The organism is Methylobacterium phyllosphaerae (assembly GCF_001936175.1).
In the GTDB taxonomy this organism is placed as follows: Bacteria; Pseudomonadota; Alphaproteobacteria; order Rhizobiales; family Beijerinckiaceae; genus Methylobacterium; species Methylobacterium fujisawaense.
Genome location: NZ_CP015367.1, coordinates 366,666 through 393,135 on the forward strand (window position 1 = coordinate 366,666; position 26,470 = coordinate 393,135).

The 26,470-nt window shown below is 71.3% G+C and carries 28 protein-coding genes and 1 riboswitch; of the genes, 11 read left to right on the plus strand and 17 right to left on the minus strand.

The window, feature by feature from the left end:
* Positions 1 to 20 precede the first annotated feature (20 nt).
* Both MCBMB27_RS01780 and MCBMB27_RS01785 read right to left on the minus strand, forming a co-directional pair.
* A complete protein-coding gene (locus MCBMB27_RS01780; RefSeq protein WP_075379724.1) occupies positions 21 to 539 on the minus strand; it encodes a 2'-5' RNA ligase family protein in 519 nt (172 codons plus the stop codon).
* A gap of 26 nt (positions 540 to 565) precedes the next feature.
* The gene (locus MCBMB27_RS01785) at positions 566 to 1,681 is read right to left on the minus strand and encodes an SPL family radical SAM protein (RefSeq protein ID WP_075379725.1); all 1,116 of its coding nucleotides are present in this window, start codon (positions 1,679 to 1,681) and stop codon (positions 566 to 568) included.
* A 72-nt stretch (positions 1,682 to 1,753) separates the two neighbouring features.
* Between MCBMB27_RS01785 and MCBMB27_RS01790 the strand changes: the two genes are divergently transcribed.
* The gene (locus MCBMB27_RS01790; RefSeq protein WP_075379726.1) at positions 1,754 to 2,713 is read left to right on the plus strand and encodes an alginate O-acetyltransferase AlgX-related protein; all 960 of its coding nucleotides are present in this window, start codon (positions 1,754 to 1,756) and stop codon (positions 2,711 to 2,713) included.
* On the opposite strand, the gene MCBMB27_RS01795 is transcribed toward MCBMB27_RS01790, so the two are convergent.
* Positions 2,707 to 2,931 carry a hypothetical protein gene (locus tag MCBMB27_RS01795; protein ID WP_043352033.1) on the minus strand — a complete coding sequence of 75 codons (225 nt, stop codon included), beginning with the start codon at positions 2,929 to 2,931 and terminating at the stop codon, positions 2,707 to 2,709. The two genes, MCBMB27_RS01790 and MCBMB27_RS01795, sit on opposite strands and share 7 nt — an antisense overlap.
* Positions 2,932 to 3,195: 264 nt before the next feature.
* On the opposite strand from MCBMB27_RS01795, the gene MCBMB27_RS01800 reads away from it, so the two are divergent.
* The 6 genes from MCBMB27_RS01800 (at position 3,196) to MCBMB27_RS01825 (ending at position 7,440) form a co-directional block, all read left to right on the plus strand.
* A complete protein-coding gene (locus MCBMB27_RS01800) occupies positions 3,196 to 4,173 on the plus strand; it encodes a glutathione S-transferase family protein (protein ID WP_075381847.1) in 978 nt (325 codons plus the stop codon).
* 122 nt (positions 4,174 to 4,295) lie between these two features.
* The gene (locus MCBMB27_RS01805) at positions 4,296 to 4,763 is read left to right on the plus strand and encodes a hypothetical protein (RefSeq protein ID WP_075379727.1); all 468 of its coding nucleotides are present in this window, start codon (positions 4,296 to 4,298) and stop codon (positions 4,761 to 4,763) included.
* An 82-nt stretch (positions 4,764 to 4,845) separates the two neighbouring features.
* Complete coding sequence (gene trxA / locus MCBMB27_RS01810) at positions 4,846 to 5,760, plus strand: thioredoxin (protein ID WP_075379728.1); 915 nt, start codon at positions 4,846 to 4,848, stop codon at positions 5,758 to 5,760.
* A 49-nt stretch (positions 5,761 to 5,809) separates the two neighbouring features.
* The gene (locus MCBMB27_RS01815) at positions 5,810 to 6,475 is read left to right on the plus strand and encodes an LON peptidase substrate-binding domain-containing protein (protein ID WP_043352038.1); all 666 of its coding nucleotides are present in this window, start codon (positions 5,810 to 5,812) and stop codon (positions 6,473 to 6,475) included.
* A gap of 12 nt (positions 6,476 to 6,487) precedes the next feature.
* Entirely contained in the window at positions 6,488 to 6,694 is a 207-nt protein-coding gene (locus tag MCBMB27_RS01820) for a Trm112 family protein (RefSeq protein ID WP_043352039.1), read from the plus strand.
* Between the two features lie 356 nt (positions 6,695 to 7,050).
* On the plus strand, positions 7,051 to 7,440 hold the full coding sequence (locus MCBMB27_RS01825; RefSeq protein WP_043352078.1) for a hypothetical protein: 390 nt from the start codon (positions 7,051 to 7,053) through the stop codon (positions 7,438 to 7,440).
* A gap of 6 nt (positions 7,441 to 7,446) precedes the next feature.
* On the opposite strand, the gene MCBMB27_RS01830 is transcribed toward MCBMB27_RS01825, so the two are convergent.
* The 7 genes from MCBMB27_RS01830 to MCBMB27_RS01860 form a co-directional block, all read right to left on the minus strand.
* The gene (locus MCBMB27_RS01830) at positions 7,447 to 7,809 is read right to left on the minus strand and encodes a SpoIIAA family protein (protein ID WP_043352080.1); all 363 of its coding nucleotides are present in this window, start codon (positions 7,807 to 7,809) and stop codon (positions 7,447 to 7,449) included.
* Between the two features lie 74 nt (positions 7,810 to 7,883).
* A complete protein-coding gene (locus MCBMB27_RS01835) occupies positions 7,884 to 10,073 on the minus strand; it encodes a primosomal protein N' (protein WP_053610932.1) in 2,190 nt (729 codons plus the stop codon).
* Between the two features lie 65 nt (positions 10,074 to 10,138).
* A complete protein-coding gene (locus tag MCBMB27_RS01840) occupies positions 10,139 to 11,305 on the minus strand; it encodes an MFS transporter (RefSeq protein WP_075379729.1) in 1,167 nt (388 codons plus the stop codon).
* Positions 11,306 to 11,342: 37 nt separating this feature from the next.
* Positions 11,343 to 11,600 carry a hypothetical protein gene (locus tag MCBMB27_RS01845; RefSeq protein WP_043352044.1) on the minus strand — a complete coding sequence of 86 codons (258 nt, stop codon included), beginning with the start codon at positions 11,598 to 11,600 and terminating at the stop codon, positions 11,343 to 11,345.
* A gap of 150 nt (positions 11,601 to 11,750) precedes the next feature.
* On the minus strand, positions 11,751 to 12,866 hold the full coding sequence (locus MCBMB27_RS01850; RefSeq protein ID WP_043352045.1) for an alpha/beta hydrolase: 1,116 nt from the start codon (positions 12,864 to 12,866) through the stop codon (positions 11,751 to 11,753).
* A 124-nt stretch (positions 12,867 to 12,990) separates the two neighbouring features.
* Positions 12,991 to 14,271, minus strand: coding sequence for an App1 family protein (locus MCBMB27_RS01855; RefSeq protein ID WP_075379730.1), 1,281 nt, complete (start codon positions 14,269 to 14,271; stop codon positions 12,991 to 12,993).
* Positions 14,272 to 14,292: 21 nt separating this feature from the next.
* Complete coding sequence (locus MCBMB27_RS01860) at positions 14,293 to 14,691, minus strand: DUF3775 domain-containing protein (protein ID WP_043352051.1); 399 nt, start codon at positions 14,689 to 14,691, stop codon at positions 14,293 to 14,295.
* A gap of 330 nt (positions 14,692 to 15,021) precedes the next feature.
* On the opposite strand from MCBMB27_RS01860, the gene MCBMB27_RS01865 reads away from it, so the two are divergent.
* On the plus strand, positions 15,022 to 16,473 hold the full coding sequence (locus MCBMB27_RS01865) for a hypothetical protein (protein WP_236952866.1): 1,452 nt from the start codon (positions 15,022 to 15,024) through the stop codon (positions 16,471 to 16,473).
* A gap of 60 nt (positions 16,474 to 16,533) precedes the next feature.
* Entirely contained in the window at positions 16,534 to 17,856 is a 1,323-nt protein-coding gene (locus MCBMB27_RS01870; protein WP_043388750.1) for an HlyC/CorC family transporter, read from the plus strand.
* A 219-nt stretch (positions 17,857 to 18,075) separates the two neighbouring features.
* Here MCBMB27_RS01870 and MCBMB27_RS01875 read toward each other — a convergent pair whose 3' ends face one another.
* Entirely contained in the window at positions 18,076 to 19,464 is a 1,389-nt protein-coding gene (locus MCBMB27_RS01875; protein WP_043755953.1) for an aminotransferase, read from the minus strand.
* Between the two features lie 136 nt (positions 19,465 to 19,600).
* Here MCBMB27_RS01875 and MCBMB27_RS01880 point away from each other — a divergent pair, with 136 nt between their 5' ends.
* Together MCBMB27_RS01880 and MCBMB27_RS01885 are read left to right on the plus strand one after the other, a co-directional pair.
* Positions 19,601 to 20,134, plus strand: a complete 534-nt coding sequence (locus tag MCBMB27_RS01880; protein ID WP_043352059.1) for a hypothetical protein — start codon at positions 19,601 to 19,603, stop codon at positions 20,132 to 20,134.
* A gap of 304 nt (positions 20,135 to 20,438) precedes the next feature.
* Positions 20,439 to 20,930, plus strand: coding sequence for a glutathione peroxidase (locus tag MCBMB27_RS01885; RefSeq protein ID WP_043755956.1), 492 nt, complete (start codon positions 20,439 to 20,441; stop codon positions 20,928 to 20,930).
* Between the two features lie 23 nt (positions 20,931 to 20,953).
* On the opposite strand, the gene MCBMB27_RS30380 is transcribed toward MCBMB27_RS01885, so the two are convergent.
* The 6 genes from MCBMB27_RS30380 to MCBMB27_RS01915 form a co-directional block, all read right to left on the minus strand.
* The gene (locus MCBMB27_RS30380) at positions 20,954 to 21,274 is read right to left on the minus strand and encodes a hypothetical protein (protein ID WP_075379732.1); all 321 of its coding nucleotides are present in this window, start codon (positions 21,272 to 21,274) and stop codon (positions 20,954 to 20,956) included.
* 137 nt (positions 21,275 to 21,411) lie between these two features.
* Positions 21,412 to 22,203, minus strand: coding sequence for an ATP12 family chaperone protein (locus MCBMB27_RS01895; RefSeq protein WP_075379733.1), 792 nt, complete (start codon positions 22,201 to 22,203; stop codon positions 21,412 to 21,414).
* 46 nt (positions 22,204 to 22,249) lie between these two features.
* Positions 22,250 to 22,915: an HAD-IA family hydrolase gene (locus MCBMB27_RS01900; RefSeq protein WP_043352067.1), complete on the minus strand. Its 666-nt coding sequence runs from the start codon at positions 22,913 to 22,915 to the stop codon at positions 22,250 to 22,252.
* 58 nt (positions 22,916 to 22,973) lie between these two features.
* On the minus strand, positions 22,974 to 23,354 hold the full coding sequence (locus MCBMB27_RS01905) for a hypothetical protein (protein ID WP_043352069.1): 381 nt from the start codon (positions 23,352 to 23,354) through the stop codon (positions 22,974 to 22,976).
* A 734-nt stretch (positions 23,355 to 24,088) separates the two neighbouring features.
* A complete protein-coding gene (locus MCBMB27_RS01910; protein WP_075379734.1) occupies positions 24,089 to 25,495 on the minus strand; it encodes an RluA family pseudouridine synthase in 1,407 nt (468 codons plus the stop codon).
* Between the two features lie 142 nt (positions 25,496 to 25,637).
* A complete protein-coding gene (locus tag MCBMB27_RS01915) occupies positions 25,638 to 26,072 on the minus strand; it encodes an NUDIX hydrolase (RefSeq protein ID WP_418287722.1) in 435 nt (144 codons plus the stop codon).
* 139 nt (positions 26,073 to 26,211) lie between these two features.
* Positions 26,212 to 26,404, plus strand: a riboswitch (cobalamin riboswitch).
* Positions 26,405 to 26,470: the final 66 nt, after the last annotated feature.

The following is a 26,470-nucleotide window of genomic DNA, read 5'->3' on the forward strand; positions in this document are numbered from 1 at the left end:
CGGGTCGGGGACGTGCGTCATCAGTCGTTCTCTCCGAAGGGCAGGCGGGCCACCGCATCCCAGGGACCGCCACGGTAGCGCCAGAGCAGCGTCGCCGGCGCGGCGAAGCGGAACGGCGCGAAACCGGCCGACAGGTCGGCGTGGAGCGCCCGGGCCTTGTCCGGAGCCACCTTGTTCTGGACCGTAACGTGGGGGCGCCAGCCCTGCCGATCCTGGGCGGTGAGATGAGGCGCGAAGCCCTGCGCAAGGCGGGCCCGGAAGTTCGACAGCGCGTCGGATTCGAGCACGTAGGCGACGCCCCGGCCGGTGAAGCGCAGGCCCGTCACGGCGACCTCCGGCCTCGGAACGGTGCGGGCGAGGGCGGTGATGGCCTCGATCACGCCCCGCTCCCGGTCGCCCGGAAGGTGGTGGAACAGGGTCGCATGGGCGGGAATCCGATTCAGCGCTTCGGGGAAGTAGCGACGCCGCTCGCCGTCGAACCGGGCGAAGGTCGGCTCATCGAAGGCGAGCGTCAGGATCAGGGGGTCCGCGTCCATCATGCGGGCCAGATGGCGCCCGAAGCCGCTCAGGTCCAGTACAGAATCCGCGCCGTCGGCAGGTCTCGGGCGAGGCACGCGGTGAGGTGGCTGCGCATCGCCTGCATCAGGAGCTTCGGGAAGACATACTTCACGGAGCCGAACTTGGTGCGCTTCTCGACGCGCTCGGCCTCGTCGAGGGGCAGGTCCGAGCCGGGATACCAGCCGCGCAGCACCGCCTTCGAGCCGGGGGTGAAGCGATGGGTGATGAGTTCGGCGGTGAGGTCGAGATCCGGCACATCGGCGAGGGCGTCGGCGGCGGCGCGGATCAGCCCGGCATAGGCCGCCTCCCAGTCCGGGACCGGCAGGATCGGCGCGACGGTCAGGCCGACCGGATAACCGGCCCGGGCCACCTCGGCCATGGCGGCGAGCCGGGCGGGGAGGGGATCGGTGCCGCCCTCGTAACGCGCGGCGGCCCGCGGGTTGACCGAGAAGCGGATCCGCGTGCGCCGGTTGTGCGGCAGGTCGAGGAGCGGTGCCACCGCGGCGAACTTGGTGGTGAAGCGCAACTGAACCGGCGCGTCCCAGGCGCCGAAATGCCGGATCGCCGCCGAGAGCGAGCCGGTCAGGTGCTCGATGCCGAGGGGATCGGTGTAGCAGGACGCCTCGAAGGTGGTTCCCTCGTGCGCCCGCTCCCGGGACGCCGAGGTCACTGCCCCGCGCCCGGCATAGGCCGTGAGGTTGCCGAGGATCGCCTCGAGATTGGCATAGGCGCGCGTCACCGGCGGCCCGGCGAGCGAGCCGGCGAGGTAGCAGTATTGACAATGGGCGGGGCAACCCTCGGCAAGGTCGAAGCGCCAGTCGGCCGAGGGCGGGATCGGCTGCAGCCGCAGCTTGGTCGGCGGGGCGCTCGTCAGGACGAGGGTCGCCTTCGCGGCCGCGTAGGCCCGGCGGGGATCCGCCTCGCGCGGGCTCGGCAGGCGGTTGGACGGCAGGCGCTCCACCGGCAGGCCCAGGGCCTCGGCGCGGGCCAGCATGGCCCGGCCATGGGGATGCTCCAGAGCGGACGGCATCACCAGCACCCGGCGCGGGCGCCACGGCCGCCCCGGGCGGACGGGCTCCGGGCCATCGGGGGGCTGAACGGCCGGGAGGGACGAAGGCGGCATGCCTGAGGAACGCCTCGTCCCGGCACCGGGTCCGGCCTAGTCGCCCGCTCACGGTGCGGCTAAAGCACCGTCATGTCTTCAGGCAGGGAGAGCGTCCATGTCGGCCGCGACGGCTGGTTATTTCTCACCGGAGGAACCAACCGGGTCATGGACCGGTATCGCGGCGGTCTGCGGCACTGGCTGCTGCTGCGCGGCTGGACGCGGCTGATCAAGGCCCGTGCGCGGCGGGCCGAGGACCTCGGCATGCGCTGCCTCCACGTGATCGTGCCGGAGAAGCTGTCGGTCTACGACGACAAGACCGACGGCCTGCGCTACGCGCCGGGCAAGGCTTCGACCCGGCGACTGGCCCGACGCCTCGCGCGACACCCGGCCTATCTCGACCTTCTCGCGCCGCTTCGCGCCGCCCGCAACGGAGCGACGCCGCTCTACCTGCGCACCGACACCCACTGGACCGCGCAGGGGTGCCTGCTGGCCTATCGCGAGATCATGCGGGCACTCGGGGCGGTTCCGCCCGCCGATATCGGCGGGCGTCCCGGTACCGTCTCGGAACAGATCATGGATCTCGGCGAGAAGCTGCCCGAGCGGCCGCGCGAGCGGCTGGAGCGATTCATGCTGCAGCGCGATGCGATGCGGGTGGAGACCGGGCCGCTACTGGCCGCCTACGAGGCGCAGGGACGCGACCGCGAGGTGCATGTCGGCGCGCATGTCGTCTATCGAAACCCGTCCCCGGGGGCCGATCCGCGACGGCTCGTCCTGTTCGGCGATTCCTGCGCCCATTTCGACCCGTTCCTGCTGACCGGGCTGCTCGCCGAGAGTTTCAGCGAGGTTCACTTCATCTGGTCCTCGAGCCTCGACTGGCCCTACATCGAGCGCGTGCGTCCGGACATCCTGCTGTTCGAGATCGCCGAGCGCTTCCTGGCCAAGCTGCCGAAGGACGATTTCGACGTGGCCGTCGCCGGTCAGCGCGGGACGGGCGGTCGCCTCGCGCGGCTCGGGAGCGACGGCCTGGGACGTGCCGTGGCGCCTCAGTAGATGGCCGGATCCAGGCGGGCGAAGTCGGTGACGCTGGCGGCCTGATACTTGGCGACGGATTCCGGCGCGCAGGCGATCCCGATCATCAGGACGAGGAGTGTCGCGAGGCACGCGAGCGTTGCCGTGACCACGTCGGCATGGCGCCGCAGAGCATGGATCACCAAGCATCCGAACGTGAACAGGGCCGCCTCGGCGACGGGCACCAGCGCGAACGACATCACTTCACCTCCATCGATCTCCCCACGCGATCGGGCCGCTGCGGCACGTGCGCGGCGACGGGTGGGTGCCCGAGAGATGGCTCAGTTTGCTGCACCGCAACAGAAGGATCGGCGCAGCCCTGCCTTGCGCAGAACTCGCGGGCCGGCGGGACCGGGCGCACCGGTCGCGCGGTTGGCGCTCCTCGGATGCAGACCGGCATCCGTCTTCACAGACGCCGCGCGAGGCCCATCTGGGTCGGATCGCTTATGGGACCGGAGACGACGATGGGCCTCCTCGTGGACGGCATCTGGCGCGACCAGTGGTACGACACCGCCGCGACGGGCGGCCGCTTCGAGCGCAAGGCCTCCGCCTTCCGCAACTGGGTGACCGCCGACGGATCACCGGGCCCGTCCGGATCGGGCGGCTTCCGGGCCGAGCCGGGCCGCTACCATCTCTACGTCTCCCTGGCCTGTCCCTGGGCGCACCGCACGCTGATCGGGCGCGCGCTCAAAGGGCTGGAAGACGCGATCTCCGTCTCGGTGGTCGATCCGCATATGGGCGCCGAGGGCTGGGTGTTCGGTGACACGCCGGGCGCGACACCGGACCCGATCCACGGCGCACGGCGCCTCTACGAGGTCTACCTGGCGGCCGACCCGTCCTACAGCGGCCGCGTCACCGTGCCGGTGCTGTGGGACCGGGAACGCGGCACCATCGTGTCGAACGAATCCGCCGAGATCCTGCGGATGCTGAACGACGCCTTCGGGGGCACGGGTCCGGACCTCTACCCGGCGGACCTGCGTCCCGAGATCGACGCGGTGAACGCTCGGGTCTACGACCGGGTGAACAACGGTGTCTACAAGGCGGGCTTCGCCACCACCCAGGACGCCTATGCCCAAGCCTTCGAGGCCCTGTTCGCCGAGCTCGATGCGCTCGAAGCGCGGCTCGACCGGAGCCGTTACCTCTGCGGCGACCGCGTGACCGAGGCGGATATCCGCCTGTTCACCACCCTGGTGCGATTCGACGCGGTCTATGTCGGGCACTTCAAGTGCAACAGGCGCCGGATCGCCGACTATCCGAACCTGTCGAACTATCTCCGCGATCTCTATGCCATGCCCGGCATCGCGCCGACCGTCGATCTGACGCATATCAAGCGGCATTATTACGAGAGCCATCCGACCATCAATCCGACGGGGATCGTGCCCCTCGGACCGGAGCTGGATTTCGCCGCCCCGAACGACCGCGCCCTGCGGTTTGCGGGCTAGCCGGCTGCGGCTGGGGTTCGGCCCGTGGTGAGCCCGACGCCGGCCCCGTCCCGATGCCGCCCCCTCGACGGCGGGCGCCGTGCGCCTAGTTCGGCTCTCAACCGGAGGATGCCCGACCCGCCATGACCAATCGCCTGCGCCTCGCGCTGCTCTGCGCTCTCGTCAGTCTTCCCTCCGCGGCACGCGCCCAGGCCGCGTTGCGGCTGGACGGCACCTGCGAGAAGCTCGTGATCGGCACGCAGGATCTGAGCAGCTCCTGCAGCAACGTCCTGACGAACGCGGTGAGTCGCAATCGCACCAGCTTCGACTTCACCACCTCCGACGGTCAGGCGCTCAGCTTCAGCGGTAACGGCGCCCAGCAGGAAGCCACCGAGGAGACCGATCCGCTGCAGCCGATCAACGTGGTCACCACCGGAAAGGATGGCGCCCCGGTCCTGGCGATCGGCGCCTGCCGCTTCTCCACACCGGAACCGGGCCGCACCGCGATCACCTGCGAGGCCAGCACGGCCGACGGACGCCCGTTTGCCGGAACGTTCGTGACTGCGGCCAAGGCGCCTGCCGGTGCGCCGGCCGCCGCACCGGCCCGCTGAGCGTCCCTGTCTTTGGGCTGGTCAGATCATGGCGGAAGCCCCATTTAGGGAACTTCACGAAAAAGGTTCCGAAGCCAGACCGATGCTCAACGACACCCTCGCCGGGGGCGGTGCCCCGGCCGGCGACACCGGCACCCTCATCAAGGACACGACCACTGCGAGCTTCCGGCAGGACGTGCTCGCCGAGTCGATGCACCGGCCTGTGCTGGTCGACTTCTGGGCGCCCTGGTGCGGGCCCTGCAAGCAGCTCACGCCGGTGCTGGAGAAGGTGGTCCGGGAAGCCGCCGGCGCGGTCGCCCTGGTGAAGATGAACATCGACGAGCATCCCTCGATCGCGGGTCAGCTCGGCATCCAGTCGATTCCGGCGGTCATCGTCTTCCAGAAGGGCCAGCCGGTCGACGGCTTCATGGGCGCGGTCCCCGAGAGCCAGATCAAGGAGCTGATTGGGCGCGTGGCCGGTCCTCAGCAGGATCCGCTCGAGGCCGCGCTCGCGGACGCCGCCGCCCTCATCGAGGAGGGCGACCTCGCCGGTGCTGCGGAAATCTACGCGGCGGTCCTGGAGCAGCAGCCCGACAACGTCACGGCGCTGGCCGGCCTCGCCAAGATGCAGCTCGACGCGGGCGAGATCGAGAACGCCAAGCGGGTTCTGGCCATGGTGCCGGAGGCGAAGGCTGGCGATCCGGCGCTCGCCGGCATCCGCGCCGCCCTCGAACTCGCCGAGCAGGCCGCCTCGCTCGGCGATCTCGCGGGCATGCAGCGGGAAGTGGAGGCCAACCCGGACGCCCATCAGGCGCGGTTCGACCTCGCGCTGGGCCTCGCCGCCCGAGGCGAGCGCGGCCAGGCGGTCGACCACCTGATCGAACTGCGCCGGCGCGACAAGGACTGGAACGACGACGGGGCGCGCAAGCAGCTGCTGCAGTTCTTCGAGGCCTGGGGCGTGATGGATCCGGATACGATCCGCGGACGGCGCAAGCTCTCGGCGCTTTTGTTCTCGTGAGGTTCCGGCTCGCGCTTCGGACCACCAATCGGCCCCCCCGGGAGGCGCCATGAGCACCCATGCGAGCTACAAGGGCCCGGCGGATTGTCCCGCGGTCATCCCGGTCTTCCCCCTCTCCGGGGCGCTGCTGCTGCCCCGCGGGCAGATGCCGTTGAACATCTTCGAGCCGCGCTATCTCGCCATGGTCGACGATGCCATGCGCACGGACCGGATCATCGGCATGATCCAGCCGGATCCAGAAGGATCGGGCGGGGCCAATCCGAAACTCTACCGCGTCGGCTGCGCGGGGCGGGTGACCCAGTACGCGGAGACCGGCGACGGACGATACCTGATCTCGCTCACCGGCATCACGCGCTTCCGGGTCGAGAGCGAATTGGCCTCGATCGGCCCCTATCGCCGCTGCCACGTCTCCTATGACGACTTCGCTGTGGACTTCGAGCCCCGGGCGGGCGAGGAGCAGGTCGACCGCGCGGGCGTGCTCAAGGCGTTGCGCGACTTCGTGGAGTCGAACGACCTCAAGGTGGACTGGGCCGGAATCGACGAGGCGCCCGACGAGGCGCTGGTCAACGCTCTCTGCATGATGAGTCCGTTCGGTGTGCGCGAGAAACAGGCGATGCTCGAGGCCCCCGACCTGAAGACGCGGGCCGAGATCCTGATCGCGGTCACGCAGATGGAACTGGTTCGCGGCTCGGGCCCCGAGTCGACGATGCAATAGGCTGCACGAACGATGACCAACGACCTCACCGCCCCCGTCGAAGCGACCCGCGTGGACCCGAAGCTTTTGGAGATCCTGGTCTGCCCGCTGACCAAAGGGACACTGGAATACGATTCCGTCCGCCAGGAACTGATCAGCCGTTCCGCCAAGCTCGCTTATCCGATCCGCGACGGGATCCCGATCATGCTGCCGGAAGAAGCCCGGCCGCTGACGGACTGATCGCCCGGGCCGCTCGTTTGCGCGCGGGGCAGCCCGCGTCGCTTCGCATCCCGAGCGCCCACGCTTGCGGGCCTCGCCCCCTCCGGTCGGGCTGGGCTCGCTCCGGGCCGGCCCTCCTGCAAATCCTCAGGATGACGGCGAGACTTGGCATCAGGTCTTCCGATCGGAGAGCAGATTCGACCCTATCGAGCTTGACTATTACTCCGCCCTTCGCCGACCCTGATCTATCTTGAGCTAACGCGTGGCGGCCATACTCTTGCCGCTTCGATCGTTCAGCGTCGAGTCATCCCCGATCGATGATTCTGACCGTGCATCCCGCCTCAGGCGGCATCCACTTCGCTGAGAGATCGCACCGCATGATCAAGCTGACCGCCGTCGCGGCCCTCGCCGCCGGCCTGTTCCTTCCCCTTTGCGCGCCCGCCAGCGCGGAGCCCGGCACGCATAACGGACGCTGGTCGGTGGAACTGGTCACGGAAACCGGTCTGTGCAGCGCCCGCTACACCTACGCGCTCGCCATTCGCGAGGGTCACGTGCAGCTGATCTCCGGCGCCGCCGGCGCGCAGGTGAACGGGCATGTCGGGGCCGATGGCAGCGTCGGGCTCACCGTCAACAACGGCACCGCGAGCGGCACGGGAACGGGGCGGCTCCGGGCCGGGAGCGGCGCGGGGACCTGGAAGGTCTCGTCCCTCTGCTCCGGCCACTGGACCGCGCGGCGCAGCGATACCCGCACCGCGCAGGCCGACTGAAACCGCTCAGACGGCGGCTGCGAGCCAGGTGCGCGCCTCGTCGATGCGGGCCCGCTCGAACACCTTGATCTGGGTCGGCGAGACGAAATTGAAGGTTTCGGCCAGCGCCTTGAGCCAGGGTGCGTCCGTCACCAGGGCGACGTGGCTGACGCTCTTCATCATCGAGAAGCCGAAGCGCGGATCCTTGAAGAAGGCGGCCGGCTCCATGCCCTCGAAGGCGCGGATGTCCTCGAGCAGCTTGATCTTGCCGCCCTTGTCGAGGTCGGCCTTCATCGCCGTCATCATGGCGTTCATCTCTTCGTCGGTGATCTTCCCGTCGACCACGATCTCGGCGACGTTGGAATCCGGCGTCTTGGTATAAGTCAGCACTGATCGCTCCTCCGGGAACCGCATGCGTCCCGGCCAATCTCCGGCCGGGATCCGCCGCCCGTCGCCCGAGTGTCCTACAAAAAGCTCTGCGGGTCGACATCGATGGCGACCCGGACGTTGCCGCGCACCTTCGGACCCCGGGCGATCCAGGCGCGCAGGTAGGCCTGCAGATCGACGTTGCGCTCGGTCTTCACAAGCAGGCGGAAGCGGTATCGGCCGCGCACCAGGGCCAGTGGTGCCTCGGCGGGACCCAGCACCATCACGCCCTCCGGCGGCTCGGCCGCGCGGGCCAGCGCCTGGCCGTGGGCCTCCGCCACCTCGCGCTCGGTCGCCGAGACGATCAGCGCGGCGAGCCGCCCGAACGGCGGAAGGCCCGCCGCCTCGCGGGCCTGGATCTCCTCCGCGTAGAAGCGCTCGGCATCCCCGGACAGGAGGGCCGCGATCACGGGATGGTCCGGCTGGTAGGTCTGGACGAGGGCGCGGCCGGGCTTCTCTCCGCGGCCGGCACGGCCGGTGACCTGCTGCAGCAGCTGGAACGTCCGTTCCGCGGCCCGCGGATCGCCCGAGGTCAGGCCGATATCGGCGTCGAGCACGCCGACCAGGGTCAGGAACGGGAAATTGTGGCCCTTCGCCACGAGTTGCGTCCCGATCACGATATCGCATTCGCCGGCTGCCACGGCATCGAGTTCCTGCCGCAGGCGCTCCGCGCCGCCGGGGAAGTCGCTCGACAGGACGACGACGCGCCGGTCCGGAAACAAGGCCGTGGCCTCCTCGGCGATCCGTTCGACGCCGGGGCCGCAGGCGGTGAGATTGTCGAATGTGCCGCACTCGGTGCAGGCCTCCGGCCGGCGCTCGGCATAGCCGCATTGATGGCAGACCAGCGCCCGGCGGAACCGGTGCTCCACCAGCCAGGTCGAGCAGTTCTTGCACTGGTAGCGGTGGCCGCAGGCCCGGCAGAGGGTCAGGGGCGCGTAGCCCCGGCGGTTGAGGAACAGCAGCGCCTGCTCGCCGCGCTCCAGGGTGCTCTTCACGGCGTTGACCAGCGGCGGGCTCAGGAAGCGGCCGCGCTCGGGCTGGTCGAGGCGCATGTCGATCGCCGCGATGTCGGGCAGGCGCCGCCCGCCGAAGCGCTCGGGGAGCAGGATGTGCCGGTAGCGCCCCCTTGCGGCGTTGACGCGGGTCTCGATGGCGGGCGTCGCCGAGGTCAGCACCACCGGGCAGGACTCGAGACGCCCGCGCACCACCGCCATGTCGCGGGCATGGTAATGGACGCCGTCCTCCTGCTTGTAGGCGGTCTCGTGCTCCTCATCGACCACGATCAGCCCCAGCCGCGCGAAGGGCAGGAACAGGGCCGAGCGCGCGCCGACCACCACCAGCGCCTCGCCCTCGGCCACCGCGGCCCGCAGGCGCTCGCGACGCCTGCCGCCGATTCCGGAATGCCACGCCGCCGGCCGAACCCCGAACCGGGCGGCGAAGCGGTCCAGGAACTGGGCCGTCAGCGCGATTTCCGGCATCAGGATCAGCGCTTGGCGGCCCGCCCGGATGCAGGCGGCCACGGCCTCGAAATAGACCTCGGTCTTGCCCGAGCCGGTGACCCCCTCCAGCAGGACGGGCCTGAGATCGGCCGAATCCTCGGCCGGCGGCCGGTCCCACGGAAAGGGCGCGACCAGAGCCGCCACGGCCTCGGCCTGGGCGGGCGAGAGCGGCGAGCGCGGGAAGTCCGGATCGGGCCGCGGCGCGACCGGCTCGGGCGCGACCGCCACGGTCTCCAGGGCACCGTCGTCGATGAGCCCGTCGACCACCGAGAGCGAGACCCCGGCCTCCTTGGCCAGGGCGCTCTTGCCCCGCAGACCGCCGTCGGCGGCCGCGGCGAGGACCTTGGTGCGAGCCGGGGTCGGCCGGGCCGGGGGCTTGTCGGTGATGCGCACGGCGACCCGGGCGGTCTCGCCGGCCGCCGCCTCGTCGGGCAGGCGCAACACCATGGCCAGCGCCGAGCCTTTCGGCGCCAGCGTGTAGCGGGCGATCCAGTCGACGAGGCTGCGCAGCGGATCCGACAGGGGCGGGAAGGGCAGGCGGTCGGTCACAGGCCGCAGGTTCGAGCCGCCGGGGCTCTCGGCCACGCCCCAGACGACCCCGACGATCTCGCGCGGTCCGAGGGGCACCTGCACCACGTCGCCGGCGGCGAGGTCGAGCCCGGCCGGCGCCACGTAGCTGTAGGGTGTATCGAGGGCCAGCGGGATCAGGATCTCGGCGACGACGGGCATGCTGGGCTTTTCGGGCGGGTCCGTTCCGGGTCCGTACCACAGGCCCGGGAAAAGAACCCGCCGCTTCAGCGGTCCCGCAGCCCCGGCACCAGCGGCAGGGCCGCGAGACTCAGGGCCGCCATCGCCCAGAAGGCGGAAGCCCCGAACGACCCGTAGAGCGCCCCGGAGGCCAGGGTCGCGGCGACGCCGGACAGGCCGAGGCCCAGGGTGCCGTAGAGGGCCAGCGCGGTCGTCCGGAGGTCGGCCGGCGTGGTGGCTTCGATGAGCCCGAGGCAGGCGAGGTGCAGGAGGGCGAAGCTCACCCCGTGCAGGGCCTCGACGGCGGCGAGCCACGGGATCGCGGTCGTGGAGCCCAGCACCGCCCAGCGTACGGCCCCCGCGCAGGCCGCGGCCGCGACGCCTGCCGCAGGGCCGATCCGCGCCAGCAGGGGCGGCCCGACCAGCAGGAAGACCAGAACCTCGGCGGCCACCGACACCGACCAGAGGAGGCCCGCGGTGGCCGGCGCGATCCCGGCGGAGCGCCACAGGATCATGGCGAAGCCGTCGTGCATCGCGTGGGCGCCGATCACCAGGGCGGCGACCAGCACCGTGCGGCGGAAACGCGGCAGCGCGATCAGGGCAGCGAAACCGTGCCACGGCGCCCCGGCCCGGGTCGCTCGGGCCCGATCCGCCGGCAGCGCCAGGGCCGACGCACCGGCGGCGAGGAACAGGCCGCCGCTCGCGACGAGGGCGGCGGCGAGGCCGAAGATCCCGATCGACCAGCCCGCGGCGGCGGTGCCCGCGATGAAAGCGGCCGAGCCCGCGCCACGGATCCAGCCGTACTGGAACGCCGCCCCACCCCGTGCGGCGGCCAGGGCCAGCGCGTCGGCGAGCGGCGCCGGAGCCGCGGTGCCCACCGCGTAGAGCAGAGCCGGGGCGATCAACTGCGCCAACCCGACGCCCGGCAGATGCGCCAGGGTGCTGAGCCCCGCCAGCGCGAGACTCGCCGCAAGAATGGATCTGCCGGCGCGATGGCGGTCGGCGAAGGCGCCGGCCAGCGGCCCGATCCCGAGGCGCAGCGCACCCGCGGCAGCGAGAAGAAGGCCGATCTCAGCCGGCGTCAGGCCACGGGCCGCCAGGAAGCCCGGCAGGATCGGCGACAGAACGCCATAGGCACCGTAGAGGGCCGCATACAGGACGAGGAACCGGGGGAGCCCGCCACGTCGTTCCGCCCCTGGCGCCCGCTTCTGCATGGGCGGAACGTAGTCCGGCAGGCCTCCCGAAGTCAGGTCAGCAGGGGCGACGGACGGCGTAGCGGTAGCGCCGCCCTTGCGCGTCGAGCAGCTCGCTGTCGGGACCTTCCTGCCAGACGACCTCGTCCTCGGGCCCCGCCGCGTTGGTCAGGGTCGCCCCACGGACGATGTCGAGGCTGAGGCCGAACCCGTAATTGGTGGCGGTCGCGTCGGTGATCGCGGCCGTGATGTCGGCCTCGTCGGGCAGGCAGGCGAACAAGACGCCGTCGGCGATGGCGAGGGTGTAGGTTTGCACGGATGGGCTCCAACAGGCTCGAAGAGCGTGGACCGGCACGGGAGCGCCCAAACCTAGGCATCGCCACCGGGATGTGAAGGCTTCCCACCGAATTGCTGCATTGCACCATTTCGTGAGGACAAGCCCCGCGCAAGCCCGCCGCGCCGCGTCTCACCGCCCCAGATGGCTATCGAAGAACCGCGCCATCTCGCCGAACACCTCCTTGGTCTCCGGGGCGTCCGGAGTGAAGAGGTACTGGGCGTGGGACATGCCCTCGAACACCTGGAGGGACGCCTCGATCCCGGCGGCGCGCAGCTTCCGATGGGTGCGCACGGTGTTCGACAGGAACAGGTCGCGGGTGCCGGTGATCAGGATCGCGGGCGGCAGGCCGGCGAAATCGCCATAGATCGGCGAGAGCTGCGGGTCCTTCAGGTCCCGACCGGCGGCGTAGAGCTTGGCGGCCGGCGTCAGGTAGCCGGAATAGCTGACGAGGACGTTGTCCAGCCACTCGTTGGTCCGGTAGCTGTCGCCGGTCTCGGTCATGTCGGACCAGGGCGTGCCGAGGCCGATCGCCGCCGGCAGCGCCAGTCCCTCGGCCTTGGCGCGGAGCATCAGAGCCAGGGTCATGCCGCCGCCCGTGGAGGTGCCGAACACCGCCATGTTCTGAGGCTTCTGCATGGTCAGCATGGCGCGCCACACGGCGGTCGCGTCGTCCATGGCGGCGGGGTAGGGGGCATCCGGCGGCATGCGGTAATCCACCGCGATGACCTTGTAGCCGCCGAGGCCGGCCATCAGGATCGCCTCCAGCGTGCCGGACTCGCCGGGATTGTAGACGTAGCCGCCCCCGTGGATGTGCAGGAGCAGGCGGTTGCGGTTGGCTTCGGGCATCTGCCGGGGCTGGATCACGAAGGCCTTCACGCCGCCGATCACGGCGGCCTCGCTGGTGACGCCGAGCTTCTCACGCAGGGCGGGGAGGGCGGCGGCGCCGGCGGCGGCCAGCCGGTCGACCAGGGCCTTCCAGGCCGCGGCGTCCGGCGGGTTCGCGTTCCAGGCCGGCACGCGGTAGGGCGCCGCCACAGCCGTGCGGAATTGCGGACTCGTCGTGTCGGCGGGCACCGGCACGACCTTGGCCGGTACCGTCCGTGGCCCCGGCGCGGCATTGGCCGCTCCGATCTCGGCCTCGAGCTGCTCGAAACGGGGAACTGGCCTCTCGGCGGGTGCGGCCTGCCCGAGGGCGGCGTGGGTTCCGCAGGCGATCATCAGCAGCGCGGACAGGCTCAGGCGCATCTCGGTTCCTCCTGGGCAGCCCGGTCTGCGGACCCGTCTCGGCGGGGGCCGGCTGCGTGGATCCATGAAGTATCGGACGGGGCGGACCGCGACAGCGGCCCCGGTTACGATCACGGCCTTGCGTTCACGCTTCGAGGCGCGGCAGCGCAGCCGGGGTGGCCGGCTCGACCACCAGGGTCGCCGGCACGGCGCCGTCACCGGCCAGCGCCTCGGCGATCGCCTCGGGGGCGATCGGGTCCTCGGCGGCAGAACCGGCGAGATCCGGCGTGATCCGGGCGGCCTCCCGCCGTGTATCGGTCTCCGCCGCGGCATGCTCGTCGGCGACGCCGGCCACCGCCTCGGGGGCGATCAACCCGATGGCCGCCGCATGCTCGGCCATCGCGACACTGTCGCCGGCCAGCACCAGGCTCGATCCGGCCCGGGCGACGGCGCCGGCGAGGCGGACGATCTCCTCGACCCGGGCCGAGTCGCGGGACACGTTGCGGATGTAGACTGCCAGCACCCGCCCGGGATTCTCCTCGACGATCTGCGCGTAGACCTCCGGATCGTGCTGGCCGCTGTCGCCGATCAGCACGAAGGGCAGATCCCGGTAGAGGGCGAGCATGTGGCGGATCAGCGCCTGCTTGTGGTCGGTGGCCCGGCGCGGCAGCGGATGCGTCCAGGACAGGCCCCATTCCCTCAGGAACAGCACCGGCCCCGCCGGAATGCCGTGGCGCTGGAAGAATTCCGACAGCATTTCGTAGAGGCCCCAGGGGGCCCGGGAGACGTAGAGCATCGGGTTGCCCTCGCCGCCGCCGGCGCCCGCATGCAGGGCCCGGTAGAGGGCGGCCACACCCGGGAAGGCGACCCGGCTCTCGGCATCCTCCACGAACAGGCGCCAGAGCATCGTCAGCTTGTTGGCGACACCGGTGCGCATGACCGTGTCGTCGATGTCACTGACGACGACGACACGGCACTGGTCGGGCGGGATGAACACCGCGCCCTCGGCGGGGATCGGCGGGTCGGCGTCGAGAAGGAGATCGACCGCGTGCCACTCCCCCGGCGCAGCCGGTCGCGTGCGCGGGTGCAGGTGCAGACGGAAATAACCGTCGCGGTCGGTCTCGACCCGGACGGCGTCGTCGCCGAACCGGGCGGTCACGGCGGCTCCGGCAATCGCCCGCCGGGCGATGCGGCGCCGCAGGTCGCGCCATTGCGCCCGCAGGGAATCGGGATCCTCGCCGGGGATCCCGGGCGATTGCCGGAAGACGCGACCGATCAGGAATACCTCATCGCGTGAGCCGTAGCCGCGGTACGGCTCGACCACGAGGCCGCCCGGTCCCTTGCCGCCTCGGCCCTGCGCCCGGCGGACCGGCCGGGTGAGGACCCGCAGCGCCTTGGTGGCGCCCTTGCGCACGCGTGAGGCCATGGACCGGCCGCTCCCGGGCGCTCAGGCCTGCGGCAGTTCGGGGCTGAGCCCCATCGCGTCGAGGCCCTCCTCCAGCAGATCCCCGGCGTCGGGCGAGCCCAGCAGCTCCCGCACGGCGCCCTCGCCAGCGGCCTCGCGCTCGCGGGCGAAGCGCACGGCCTCGCTCCACTCCTCGGGCTCCATGTCGCCGCGTCCGATATAGAGAAGGGCGAGCAGCTCGGCCCGGGAATCGTCGTCGAGCCCGGCGATCAGGCCCCGGACCTCGGATTCCGTGGCGTCGTCGGTGCCGGAGGTCAGGACGTCGGTGGACCCGTCGTCGATCGGGTTCGAGCCCGAATCCGGATCGGTGTTGCCCTCCTTCACCTCGATGGCGCGCAGCCGCATGACGATGTCGGTGACGGTTTCGACGGCGATATCCATGCGCTGATCTCCGAACGCTGACAGGAGCGGCCAAGCGGGGCCCTCAAGCCGCGACAACGGACGAGCGGGCCCGGGGTTCGCCCCATCCCCATCGAAGGCGCGGTGCGTGGTCCGCGCCACTTCCCGGTTGGACCACCGTAGGATAGAGCCTGCGAGACTATTTCGATAACCGGGTCAACATCGGCGATAGACGTGGTTTCTATAGAGTCTGCTGGAACATCCTTCGCCGATACCACCGTCTCCTGCGTACGCGACTCAAGGTCTCGGCGCTCGGCCGGGCGCCGCTGGCACGTCGGCGCCCTCGCGGGGCTCTGCGGAGTGGCCGGATCCGTGCTGCTTGGACCGGACCCCGCCGAGGCCAGGCCCGCGAGCTACGAGGGCAGCGCGCCGAGCTGCTTCCTCACGGGCGGCGGCGCCCTCGAGATCTGCCGGGATGGCTCGGAGGCCGAGGGCGTCCTGATCGCGCCGGCGCCCTGCGCGTTCGTACGCGGCGTTCAGCTCCTGCGGCTTGCCCGTTCCGAGGCACCGGGCCCGATCCAGGCCCTGTTCCAGGGGCAGACCCCGGTGGCATCCCGACGGGACGAGCCCTGCCCGGAGCGCCGCGCCACGGACAGCCGGGATGGCGGCGCCCTGCGCACCGGGCGGACCTTCGAGGCCTTGGTCACGACGCTGCCGCCCACGGCCGACCGGTTCTGGGTCGACCTGCCAGAGCAGAGCACGCGGGCGCGCGGCTGGTCCGAACCGACACCGACGGCCGAGGGGATCGGCCCGCGCGACCCGATCGCGGTGACGGGCCGCACCTGGGCCGGGGAGGCCTACAGCTACGTCTTCCTGCTCGGGCAGGAGCGCGTGGGCGTCACCGGCGGGGACGATGCCGAGACCGAGCGCCGGGGCCGCCGTGGGCGCCGGCGAGCGGAGCAGGACGCGCCGGCGTCCGGCCCGGCCGATGTCCGCCGCCGCGTGCAGATCGAGGCAAGGACCCTCGATTTCCAGACCTTCGAGATCCGCACCCGCACCGCGGACGGGTACGGCCTGGCCTGGACGCCGTTCGAGGCGGGCGCGGGCCGCGGGCGGCGCAGCGACCCGCCTGCCCCCGCCGCGGTGATCGACGAGGCGGGCAAGCCGGTGACCTCGGCCTGCACGGCCCCGGCCTTCGAGACCCACGGGCTCGCCGGTTCGATCAGCGTCGTGGATCGCACCTATCACTACGTCTATACCGACGTGCTGCCCGAGGATTGCGGCCTCGCCCCCGAGAAGCGCCGCACCGGGCTCTTCCTGCGCACCGCGCAGGACCTGTCCGGTGCGAAGGTCTGGTCGACGGCCCGCAAGCTCGCCGGGCCGCTGCCGCCCGGGTCCCTCGTGCGGGTGGCCCGGGCCAAGGGCTTGCAGCGCTGGGCGGTCTCCTACACGTGCCAGCGGCCCGCCAACGCGCCGGGCGGCCCCGTGGCGGACATCTGCCTCCAGTACACCGCCGACATGAACCTCGATGGCATCGGCGCCCTCAAGCTCTACGCCGATCCGGTCGAAGCCGGCCGCTCGCCGGCCTATCTCGGACTGCGCTCGGGGGGCGACGGCAGCGGCCGGTACGATCGGAGCGCGCATTTCTGGATGACGGACGCGGAAGGCAACCTCGACACGCCGGCGATCTATCCGAACAAGGCCGGGTTCCTGACTTGGCTCGACCGGCTCGCTCCGACCGCCTCCGGCCGCGACACGTCGAGCCTCTACGGAAGGCCCGTCTACTGGGCGACGTGGACGGTGCGCCAGATCGGCGCGCAATAAGTCGCGGGAGGCGCTATATGGGCGGCCGACAAGCCGCGCGCGGCGTGCCTGACGGACCCGATGGAAACCCATATCGACCTGTGGTTCGCCGCGAGCATCGTGGCGATCTCGTTGCTCCTCTCGGCTTTCTTCGCGGGCGCGGAGACGGCCTTCACGGCCGCGTCGCGGGCGCGGATGCACGCCCTCGAACAGGCGGGCGATCCGCGGGCCGCGATCGTCAACCGCATCCTGGCGATCCGCGAGCGCTTCATCGGCGCCATGCTGATCGGCTACAACATCGTGGCGATCGGCGCCTCGGCCTTCACCACCAGCGTGCTCACCGCGCTGTTCGGCAAGAGCGGCGTGATCTACGCCACGGTCGGCATGTCGGTGCTGGTCATCGTGTTCGCCGAGGTGCTGCCGAAGACCCTCGCCATCTCCAAGCCCGACAAGGCGGCGCTGCTCACCGCCCGGCCGGTGGCCTTCGCGGTGGCGCTGATGGGCCCGCTGGCCATCGCCATCGAGCATCTCGTGCGGCTGATGCTGAAGCCGTTCGGCGTCACCATCGGCGAGCACCAGTCGATCCTCACCGCCGCCGAGGAGCTGCGCGGGCAGGTGGCGCTGATGCACCGGGAGGGGGGCGTCGCAAAGGCCGAGCGCGACATGCTGGGCGGCCTCCTCGACCTCTCGGACCTGTCGGTCTCCGACGTCATGGTCCACCGCACCAAGATGCGGGCGATCGACGCCGACCAGCCCTCCGAGGACATCGTCCGCGCCGTCCTGTCCTCGCCCTATACGCGCATGCCCCTGTGGCGCGGCACGCCGGAGAACATCGTCGGCGTGCTCCACGCCAAGGACCTTCTGCGGGCGCTCGACGCGGCGGGGGGCGACGCCTCGGGCCTCAAGGTCGAGGCGCTCGCCCTGGAGACGTGGTTCGTGCCGGGCACCACGTCCCTGCGCGCCCAGCTCAAGGCCTTCCTCACCAAGAAGACCCACTTCGCCCTGGTGGTCGACGAGTACGGCGAGGTGATGGGCCTCGTGACTCTGGAAGACATCCTGGAGGAGATCGTCGGCGACATCGCCGACGAGCACGACGTCACGGTCTCGGGGGTGCGCCCGCAGGGGGACGGGTCGGTGAACGTCGATGGCGGCGTGCCGATCCGCGACCTGAATCGCGCGATGGACTGGAAACTCCCCGACGAGGAGGCGACCACGATCGCGGGCCTCGTCATCCACGAGGCCCGGACCATCCCGGATCAGGGGACGGCCTTCAACTTCCACGGCTTCCGCTTCCAGGTGCTGCGGAAGGCCAAGAACCGGATCACCACGCTGCGCATCACGCCGCTGACGGCGACCGGGCTCCAGGCCACCGCTCAGCCGGACGCGCAGCGCGACGCGGTGTGATGCCGCGTCCGGGCGGCGGCTTCGACGTCGCCGCGTCCGCGCGCACAGCGCCGCCTTTTGGAGGCGCGATGCTGATGGACCTCGCGGCATGCCGGGTCACGTCGCGCCACGCAAAATGACGGGGCGCGCGTCTTCGACCGGAATGCGGGTGCGGCACCGGGTCCGGACGACGGTTTTCCCGCCGTCCGTCTGAGGTCCATCCGCGACCGGCCGCGCGCCTCAGCCCGGCATCGCCTCCAGCCCCTCGGCACGGATCCAGTCCCGGGTGCGGTCGAGCGCCCGGCCGAGCCGGTCGAACAGGGCATCGATCTCATCCGGCGCGATGATCAGCGGCGGGCAGACCGCGACGCGGTCGCCGGCAAGCGCCCGCACGATCAGCCCTTCGCCCTGCGCGAAGGCGACGCAGCGCGCAGCGACGCCGGTCTTGGGGTCGTATTGCCGCTTGGTGGCCTTGTCGGCGACGATCTCCAGGCCGCCGATCAGCCCGATGCCCCCGGCCTCGCCCACGAGGTCGTGCCCGGCCAGCGCCGAGAGGCGACGCTGGAACTGGGGTGCCTTCTCGGCCGCCCCCTCGATGATGCGGTCGCGGCGATAGATCTCGATGGCCTTCAGCGCCACGGCCGCAGCCACCGGGTGTCCGGAATAGGTGGTGCCGTGGCCGAAGGTGCCGATCTTCTCGCTCTGGCCGACAAGGGCTTCGTAGAGCGGTTCGTCGATGCTCACGCCGCCGAGCGGCATGTAGGCCGAGGTCAGGGCCTTGGCGAAGGAGATCGAATCGGGCCGGGCACCCAGCGCCTCGCTGCCGAACCACGTGCCGAGCCGTCCGAAGCCGCAGATCACCTCATCGGCGATGAAGCGGACCTCGTATTTCGCCAGCACCGCCTGGATCGCGGAAAAATAGCCCCGCGGCGGCACGATCGCGCCGCCCGCGCCCATGACCGGCTCGGCGATGAAGGCCGCCACCGTGTCCGGCCCCTCCCGCAGGATGGTCTCCTCCAGTTCGGCGGCGAGGCGCGCGGAATAGGCCTCCTCGCTCTCGCCCGGCTCGGCGCCCCGGTAATGGTGGGCGGCGGAGACGTGCAGGAAGCCCGGAAGCGGCAGGTCCCAGTCGGCGTGATTCGCGGCGAGCCCGGTCATCGACGCACTGGCGACCGTCACGCCATGGTAGCCCTTCTGGCGGGCGATGATCTTCTTTTTATTCCGGCGCCCGAGGGCGTTGTTGTAATACCACGTGAGCTTGACCTGCGTGTCGTTGGCCTCGGATCCCGAAGACGTGAAAAAGATCTTCGAGGTCGGAACCGGCATCAGCTCCTTGAGCGTCTCGGCGAGTTCGATACCCGGATCGTGGCTGCGGCCGGAGAACAGGTGCGTGAAGGGCAGGCGCGCCATCTGCGCCCGGGCCGCCTCCACCAGCTCGGCGTTGGAATAGCCCAAGGCCGTGCACCACAGGCCGGACATGCCCTCGATATAGGGACGCCCCTCGGTGTCGTAGACGTGCACACCCTCGCCGCGCTCCAGAACCAGCGGACCGATCTGTCGGTGCGTCGACAGGTTGGTGTAGGGGTGGAGAACGGTTTCGACGTCGCGGGTCGCGAGATTCGAGAGCATGGTTCGCAAGGTCCTCGTGCGAGGGTCACCGCCGCCACACTACCGACCCGATGCCCCGGCAGGTAGCCCGAAGGACCCGCGGCCGGCCGTTACCGGACGCATGCCGCCCGCGACCGCCTCTGTTGACGCCCGACCGATGCTCAATCCGGAAACGTTCGTCGCACAACCCGCCCCCGGCCGCGCCTGCGGCGCCTGCACGCTCTGCTGCAAGGTCTACGACGTGCCCGCGGTGGAGAGCGTGGCCGGACAATGGTGCCGGCACACCAGGGCCGGCCAGGGCTGCGCCATTCACGCCACCCGGCCCGACCATTGCCGGGCATTCCACTGCCTCTGGATGACGGAAGGCTGGCTCGGACCGGAATGGAAGCCGGATCGCGCCAAGATGGTGCTGAGCCTCGACCCGCTCACCCGCAACATGAACGTCCAGGTCGATCCCGGCCAAGCGGGCGCGTGGCGGCGCGAACCCTATTACGGGCAGCTCAAACGCTGGGCCGTCGCCTCGGTGCCGCTGCGGCGGCACGTGCTGGTCCACGTCAACAAGAGCACCACCGTCGTCCTGCCGGACCGCGATGTCAGTCTCGGAGTGGTCGGCGCCGACGAACGCATCGTCACCACCGACCGCATGACCCCGCAGGGCCCGAGCTTCGACGTCCGGAAAGTCCCGGCCTGAGCCCATCGGCCCGGACCGGAGGAGCCCACTCTCAGGGGCTCATGAACACGTGACCGCTCCATTTCAGCACTCCGGGTCGGACGCCCGTCAGCCGGGCGGATTGCCTGTCCCGCAATCCGGTGCCCGGCGCCTCCGGCACCGTGGATGCGCCCCGGACGAGGAAGCGACAGCGCGGCATCCCCACATCCCGGTCGGGCGCGGAGGGGAGGCGGGCTCCACGCGCCGCCGGCGCCGCCGCGGCGCGGTCGCGATGAGATGATGCGCGCGTCTTGCGGAACCGGCCGGTTTGCTCAAGTGATCGGGCATGACGACAGTTCACGATCTCAGCGTGTCCGCGGCCGACGGCACGCCTTACCCGCTCGCGCAGCATCGCGGACAGGTGCTGCTCATCGTCAACACGGCCTCCCGCTGCGGCTTCACCCCGCAATATGAGGGCCTGGAGGCGCTCTGGCGCCGATACCGGGAGGAAGGTCTGACGATCCTGGGCTTCCCCTGCAACCAGTTCGGCGCCCAGGAGCCGGGCGACGCCACCGAAATCGCGCAGTTCTGCTCGCTGCGCTACGACGTGAGTTTCCCGGTCCTCGCCAAGATCGCGGTGAACGGGCCGGATGCCGATCCGCTCTACGCCCATCTTACCCAGGCCCGACCGGGGCTGTTCGGCACGCGGGTGGTCAAGTGGAACTTCACCAAGTTTCTGGTGGGTCGTGACGGCCGGGTCATCGCCCGTTTCGCGCCCGGGACGAAGCCCGCGGCCCTGGAGGCGAAGATCCAGGCGGCCCTGGCCGCACCAGCCTGAGCCGCGTCGGCTTGACCTTGGCGTCAGACCGCGTCGAGATCCGCCGCCTCGGAGGCGGGAACGCGGCGTCGATCGACCCGCTCGCGAGCCCGCAGCACAGTCCGCAGGGACGCGACCGGGAAGGGGCGCACCGACTCGCGCAGGATACCCGTCAGGAAGCGGATCTCGGCGATCTTGCGCAAGGTCAGGTCGGGGGCACCGGCGCTCTTTGCCCTGCGTTCGAGGTCCGCAAGAGCGTCGAAGAGCGCGTATCGCGCGGGTAGATCCCGGAACGATTGCTTCGAGGCAATCAGCGTCGCCAGTTCGCCTTCAAATCTGCATCGGACAGGCTGATCGGAACGCATTGTCGACTCGAACACAATGTGCGCCGACCTTAAAACAGTGTTCGCAGCTTGTCAGCCGCTGAAGCCGACCGGGCGCCGCGAATGCCGGATTGTTGCCCAATTGCATCTGCGCGACGGATCACACTTCGGGTCTCGGCTCAGCCTTCGACGCCGACGAACGCGGCCGCCGCCTCGAACTCGATCCGGCGCGCCGCGAGGCGTGCTTCCGCCTCCGCGTCGCGCCCCCAGACGGCAGCCTGGTAGGTCTCGTCGACGTGAGCGGCGTCCCAGGCTTCCGCCGGGGCCAGGCGGCCACGCAGCACCGCCAGCGCGATCAGAAGGGAGCCGGTCAGGGTGGTCAGGGTGTGCAATCCGGCCAACCGAAACGGATCCGTCACCGCATTCACCGCCGTGGAGAGGGTCTGGATCGTGTCGGCGGGCTGCTCGACATGCATGACGCCCTCGCTCAGGATCACCCGCGCACCGAACTCGTCCCGCGCCCAGGCGAGGATCGGGTCCCAGGCCGCCGCCTGCGCCGCCACGAGGCGCTCCGGATCACCAGCGCGGTAGGCCACGAGATCGGTGCCGGCATAGGCGCAGAGATCGGCTGCCACCGCACCCAAGCGGGGCCTGACGCCGTCGATCGCCGTGTTGGCGAGCCGCGTCAGCGGCATATGTGCCGGGTCGATCGCAGTGTCCTGGGCCGCCCATTCCGCCGCGACCCGCTCGGCCAGGGCGCGGCTCGGGAGCCGCAGCGGGTTGCGGGCCGGCGTGTTGGCCGGACGTCCGTCCAGGGTCAGCCGGAAGCCCTCGGCCTCCTCGGAGAAGCCGGCCTCCGTGTAGAACCGCCGGGGCAGGGCGGGCTTGGAATGGCCCCGGGCCGCACGGATCGGGTCGGGCCGCGCGCCGTCGCCCGGTTCGCCGAGCCAGTCTGTCGTCTGATCGCTCATGGACGCGAGATAGGCGTTTCCGGCCCGGCGCGCGAGCCTTTCGCCATCAGCCGCCCGTTGCGAGGCCCTCGAGAAGCAGCACCTCCAGCGCAGCGGCCGTCGGGACGACCGTCACGGCCCCGGCCCCGTAGAGCGCGTCCGGCGGATGATACCCCCAGGCGACCCCGATGGCCGTGGCACCGGCCGCCACGCCCATGGCGATGTCGAAGGTCGTGTCGCCCACCATCACGGTCGCCTCCGGCGCGCAACCGGCCTCGCTGATCGCCTGCCGCAGCATGGTCGGGTCCGGCTTGGACGGCGCGTCGTCGGCGCTCTGGGTCGTGGCGAACCACTCCGCCCAGCCGTGGTGCGCGATCAGCCGGTCGACGCCGCGCCGCGACTTCCCCGTCGCGAGGCCGATCAGCACGTCCCCACGGTCATGGAGCCGGGTCAGCAGGTCGGCCATCCCGGGGAACAGTGGTTCCTCATGGGCCGGATCGAGCCGCAGGCGGTTGTAGGCCTGCTTGTAGCTCTCCGAGAGTTCCGCAACGGGGCCGTCCTCGCCGACCAGACGCCGGAAGGCCTGCGGCAGTGACAGGCCCACCACGGACAACGCCTCGCGCCGCCCCGGGGCCGGCAGGCCATTCTCCGCGAAGGCCACCTCCTGGGCCGCCACGATCAGGTGCTGGCTGTCGACGAGGGTGCCGTCGACGTCGAAGACGACGAGCCTCATCGCCGACGACGCGCCAAAGGCCGCCCCGACGGCGCGGATGGGCGGATGTCGGACTCAGTCACGGCTTCCGGCCCGGCTGTGCCGGCGCGGCCGCGGCGGGCTGACCGCCGGGAACCCGGGTCCGCTCGTAGCCGAGCCGGCAGCGGATCAGGAAACGCCGGCGCTTGCCGCCGCGCAGGCCGCGCTGGTGCGAGGCGCGGTTGCAGGCCGCATAGGAACGCCGGCGGCGCTCCGCGCGGGAACTCGCGGCCGGGCGCTGCGCGGCCTGCGTGGGCGCCGCATTCGCGGCGGGAGCGGCGGGCGGATGCGGCGACGCCGCCTCGGCCGGATGGGCGCCGTTCGCGGTCGGCGCCGCCTTGGCTGCCTCGCCCGGTGCGGCGTGCGCGATCGGCCCGGTGAGGCACAGGGCGGCGAGGCAGGCCAGCATCGCGAGCTTCATATGTCAGGGTCTCGAACCGCCGGAAACTGGCCCCGCGGCGGATCGGCGGGGCGCGGGCAGCATATGAGGCGGCACGGCCGATTGCCAAGGCATGCGCGGCACGGCCCGCCCCGATGACGGTCCACTTTCACCGGGGATACCGCAGCGCACATCTCCCGCGACAATGATTTGGGGATGGAAGGGGGATCCGGCGATGGGGCTCCTGCGGCTGCCCGCTTTGATGCGCGAAACCGACCTCTCACCGGAGACCGAGACCGCCTCACGCGCGGTCCTCTGAGCGGGGATCCCGCCATCCGGCGCGTCGCGTCGCCGCAGTGGCACCTGGGCGATCGTTTGAACCGAACGCAGGCGCCCGTCTTCGTTGCACCCTGCGTGCCGGCACGGCGGCGCAGGCGCGACGGACCGCCGGAGCCATCATCCCTATCCGCCAGCGAAGCTTGCAGGAGCCTCGACCGGACGGGCGATCGTCCCGTCGATGCATCCGGGCCGGGTCGAGGATACCGGCATCGCGACGCGCATTCGGCCGAAGGGCGACGGGCAGGGCGAAGCGGTTCTCCTGCCCGACCCGGGTCGTGGCGGCAGCTCAGGAGGTCCGGCGCGGACTCGACCAGGCGCGGCACCGTCGCGACGGCATCCCGGGCGCGGCCCCGACGGCGATCGGCGGGTCGCGCCGCAGGGCGGCGGCCGGAAGTCCCGGACGCCCTGACGAACCCGGCCGTGCCCTGGCTGCCCGCTCAGGCTTCCGGGGCCTCGACGATCGGGTCGTAGCGGGTGGCGTCGAAGCCCAGCAGGTTCCAGCTCTGCGCCATGTGGGGCGGTAGCGGCGCGCTCACGTCCACGGGCTTGCCGGTGCGCGGATGCGGGATGACGATCCGGCGGGCGAGCAGGTGCAGGCGGTTCTGGATGCCCCCCGGCAGCTCCCAATTCTCCACGGAGAAGTATTTCGGGTCGCCGACGATCGGGTGGCCGATATGGGCCGCGTGGGCGCGCAGCTGGTGCGTCCGTCCGGTCACCGGCTTGAACGACAGCCAGGACAGCTTCTGGGCGGCCTGATCGACCATCGCGTAGTAGGTCAGCGCGTGGCTCGCCCCCTCGTCGCCGTGCTTGGCGACGCGCATCCGCGCGTCGGCGTCGGTGGGCTCCTCCTTGGCGAGGTAGGTCGAGACACGCCCCTGCCGGACCCGCGGCACGCCCGCGGTCAGCGCCCAGTAGATCTTCCGCGCGGCCCGGGAGCGGAAGCTCTTGGCGAGCGTCGCGGCGGCGAGCCGGGTCTTGGCGACGATCAGGCAGCCGGCCGTATCCTTGTCGAGCCGGTGGACGAGGCGCGGCTTCTGGCCATCCGGGCCGGTGAGGGCGGCGAGCAGGCCGTCCACGTGCCGGACCGTGCCCGAACCGCCCTGGACCGCGAGGCCGAAGGGCTTGTTGAGGATCATCATGTCGGCATCCTCGTAGAGGATGAGCGACCGGATGAATTCGGCATCGTCCTGCTCGCGGGCGGCGTTGCGCGGGCGCTCGGAGGGCTGGTCGAGGCGCAGCGGCGGCACGCGCACGCTCATGCCCGGCTCCAGCCGGTCGTTCGGCTTGGCGCGCTTGCCGTCGACGCGCAGTTCGCCCTTGCGGACGATGGTCTGCACGCGGGTGAAGGGCAGGAGCGGGAAACGCGCGGTGAGGAAGCGGTCGATCCGCATGCCGGCCTCGTCCGGCTCGACCATCAGGGTCTGCACCCCGGAGGCGAGGGTCGCGGAGGCGGCCGCGCGCTGCTCGCGGCGGGTCGGACCGGGTGTCGGCGCGGAGGCAGGGGCCGGGGCAGGCGCAGGGGCCTCCGAGCGCTTGGAAACGGGCCGGCTGCCGGGCTTCGCCGCCAGCGGACCGCGCGGCGCGGCGGCGTCGCGCCGCGGCTTCGCGGGCCGGGCCGGGGCTGCGGCTGCGGCGCCCTGCGCACCCCAGGGATCGCGCGCACCCGCATCGTCGCCGCGATTGCGGGCCGCGCGCTCTGCAGCGTCGCGGGCGCTGGTGCGCGGGCCCGTACGGGCACGGCCGTCGGCCTGGAACTTGCCGGGCTTGAACTTGCCCGCATCGAACTTGCCGGCCTGAGGCTTGCGCCCCTTCGGCCCGCCGCTTTTGGGAGGTCGTGTCGTCATGCTTCCGCCGGCACCCGTCTCCGCTTCGGACGGAGCGTCCGGGCGCATGGGCCGCGGCGTCGCGGACGTCCGGACCGATGGGATTGCACGGCTGTAGCATCGCCCGCGCGCAGCGGCAAAGGCGGCAGCGCGATCGCGCCCGTCAGGGCTCCGCGTCCCACGCCGCGCGGAGCAAGGCCTTCAGCCCGGCCGGGAAGAGTTCCGGCCCGCCCGGGACGTCGAGCCCGTCGAGATCGCACCATCGCGCCACGCAGGCGGTGCCGCAATCCTCGTGGAAGACGAAGCGCTCCTGTCCGTCGAACCGGCCGGGCGGCAGGGCGACCGGGAACAGGAACAGCACCTCGTGCCCGACCTGCCCCTCGTGCAGGAAGATGTTCTCCACGACGCGCGGGCCGCCGAGCACCGTGACGGTGATGCCGAGCTCCTCTTCGAACTCCCGGATCAGCGTGTCCTCGGCCCTCTCACCGAACGCAACGCTGCCACCGAGGGGCCGGACACCTGTCAGCCGTCCGTCATCCGCATGGATCTCCGCCACCAGCAGGCTATCGCCGCGCCGGGGGAGCCCCAAGGCCTTCACGCGGATCTCCGCAGGGGGACGCCAGACCGTCATGCCGAACCGGCTAAATCGTTCCCGACGGCGCCGCAACGAACCGGCGGGCCGCCGCGTCGATCCACGACAACTCCCGGACGTGCGGTTGACGCCTGGACGCACGACGGCCAAGCTGTTCCTCGACGGTTCCCCTAGGGGATCAAAAGGGAACGCGATGAGGGGTCCGCCCCGAAGCCGCGGCTGCCCCCGCAACTGTAAGCGGCGAGCCCTTCACCACCACGTCACTGGGTCACCCCGGGAAGACGGTGCGAGGGCGGCGACCCGCGAGCCAGGAGACCTGCCGTCAGCCGTGGTCACACGCGAAACGCGCCGGGCGGGGTGTCCTGGCGGGTGTCGAGGCGCCGTCAATCCCGAGGGGAGGCGGC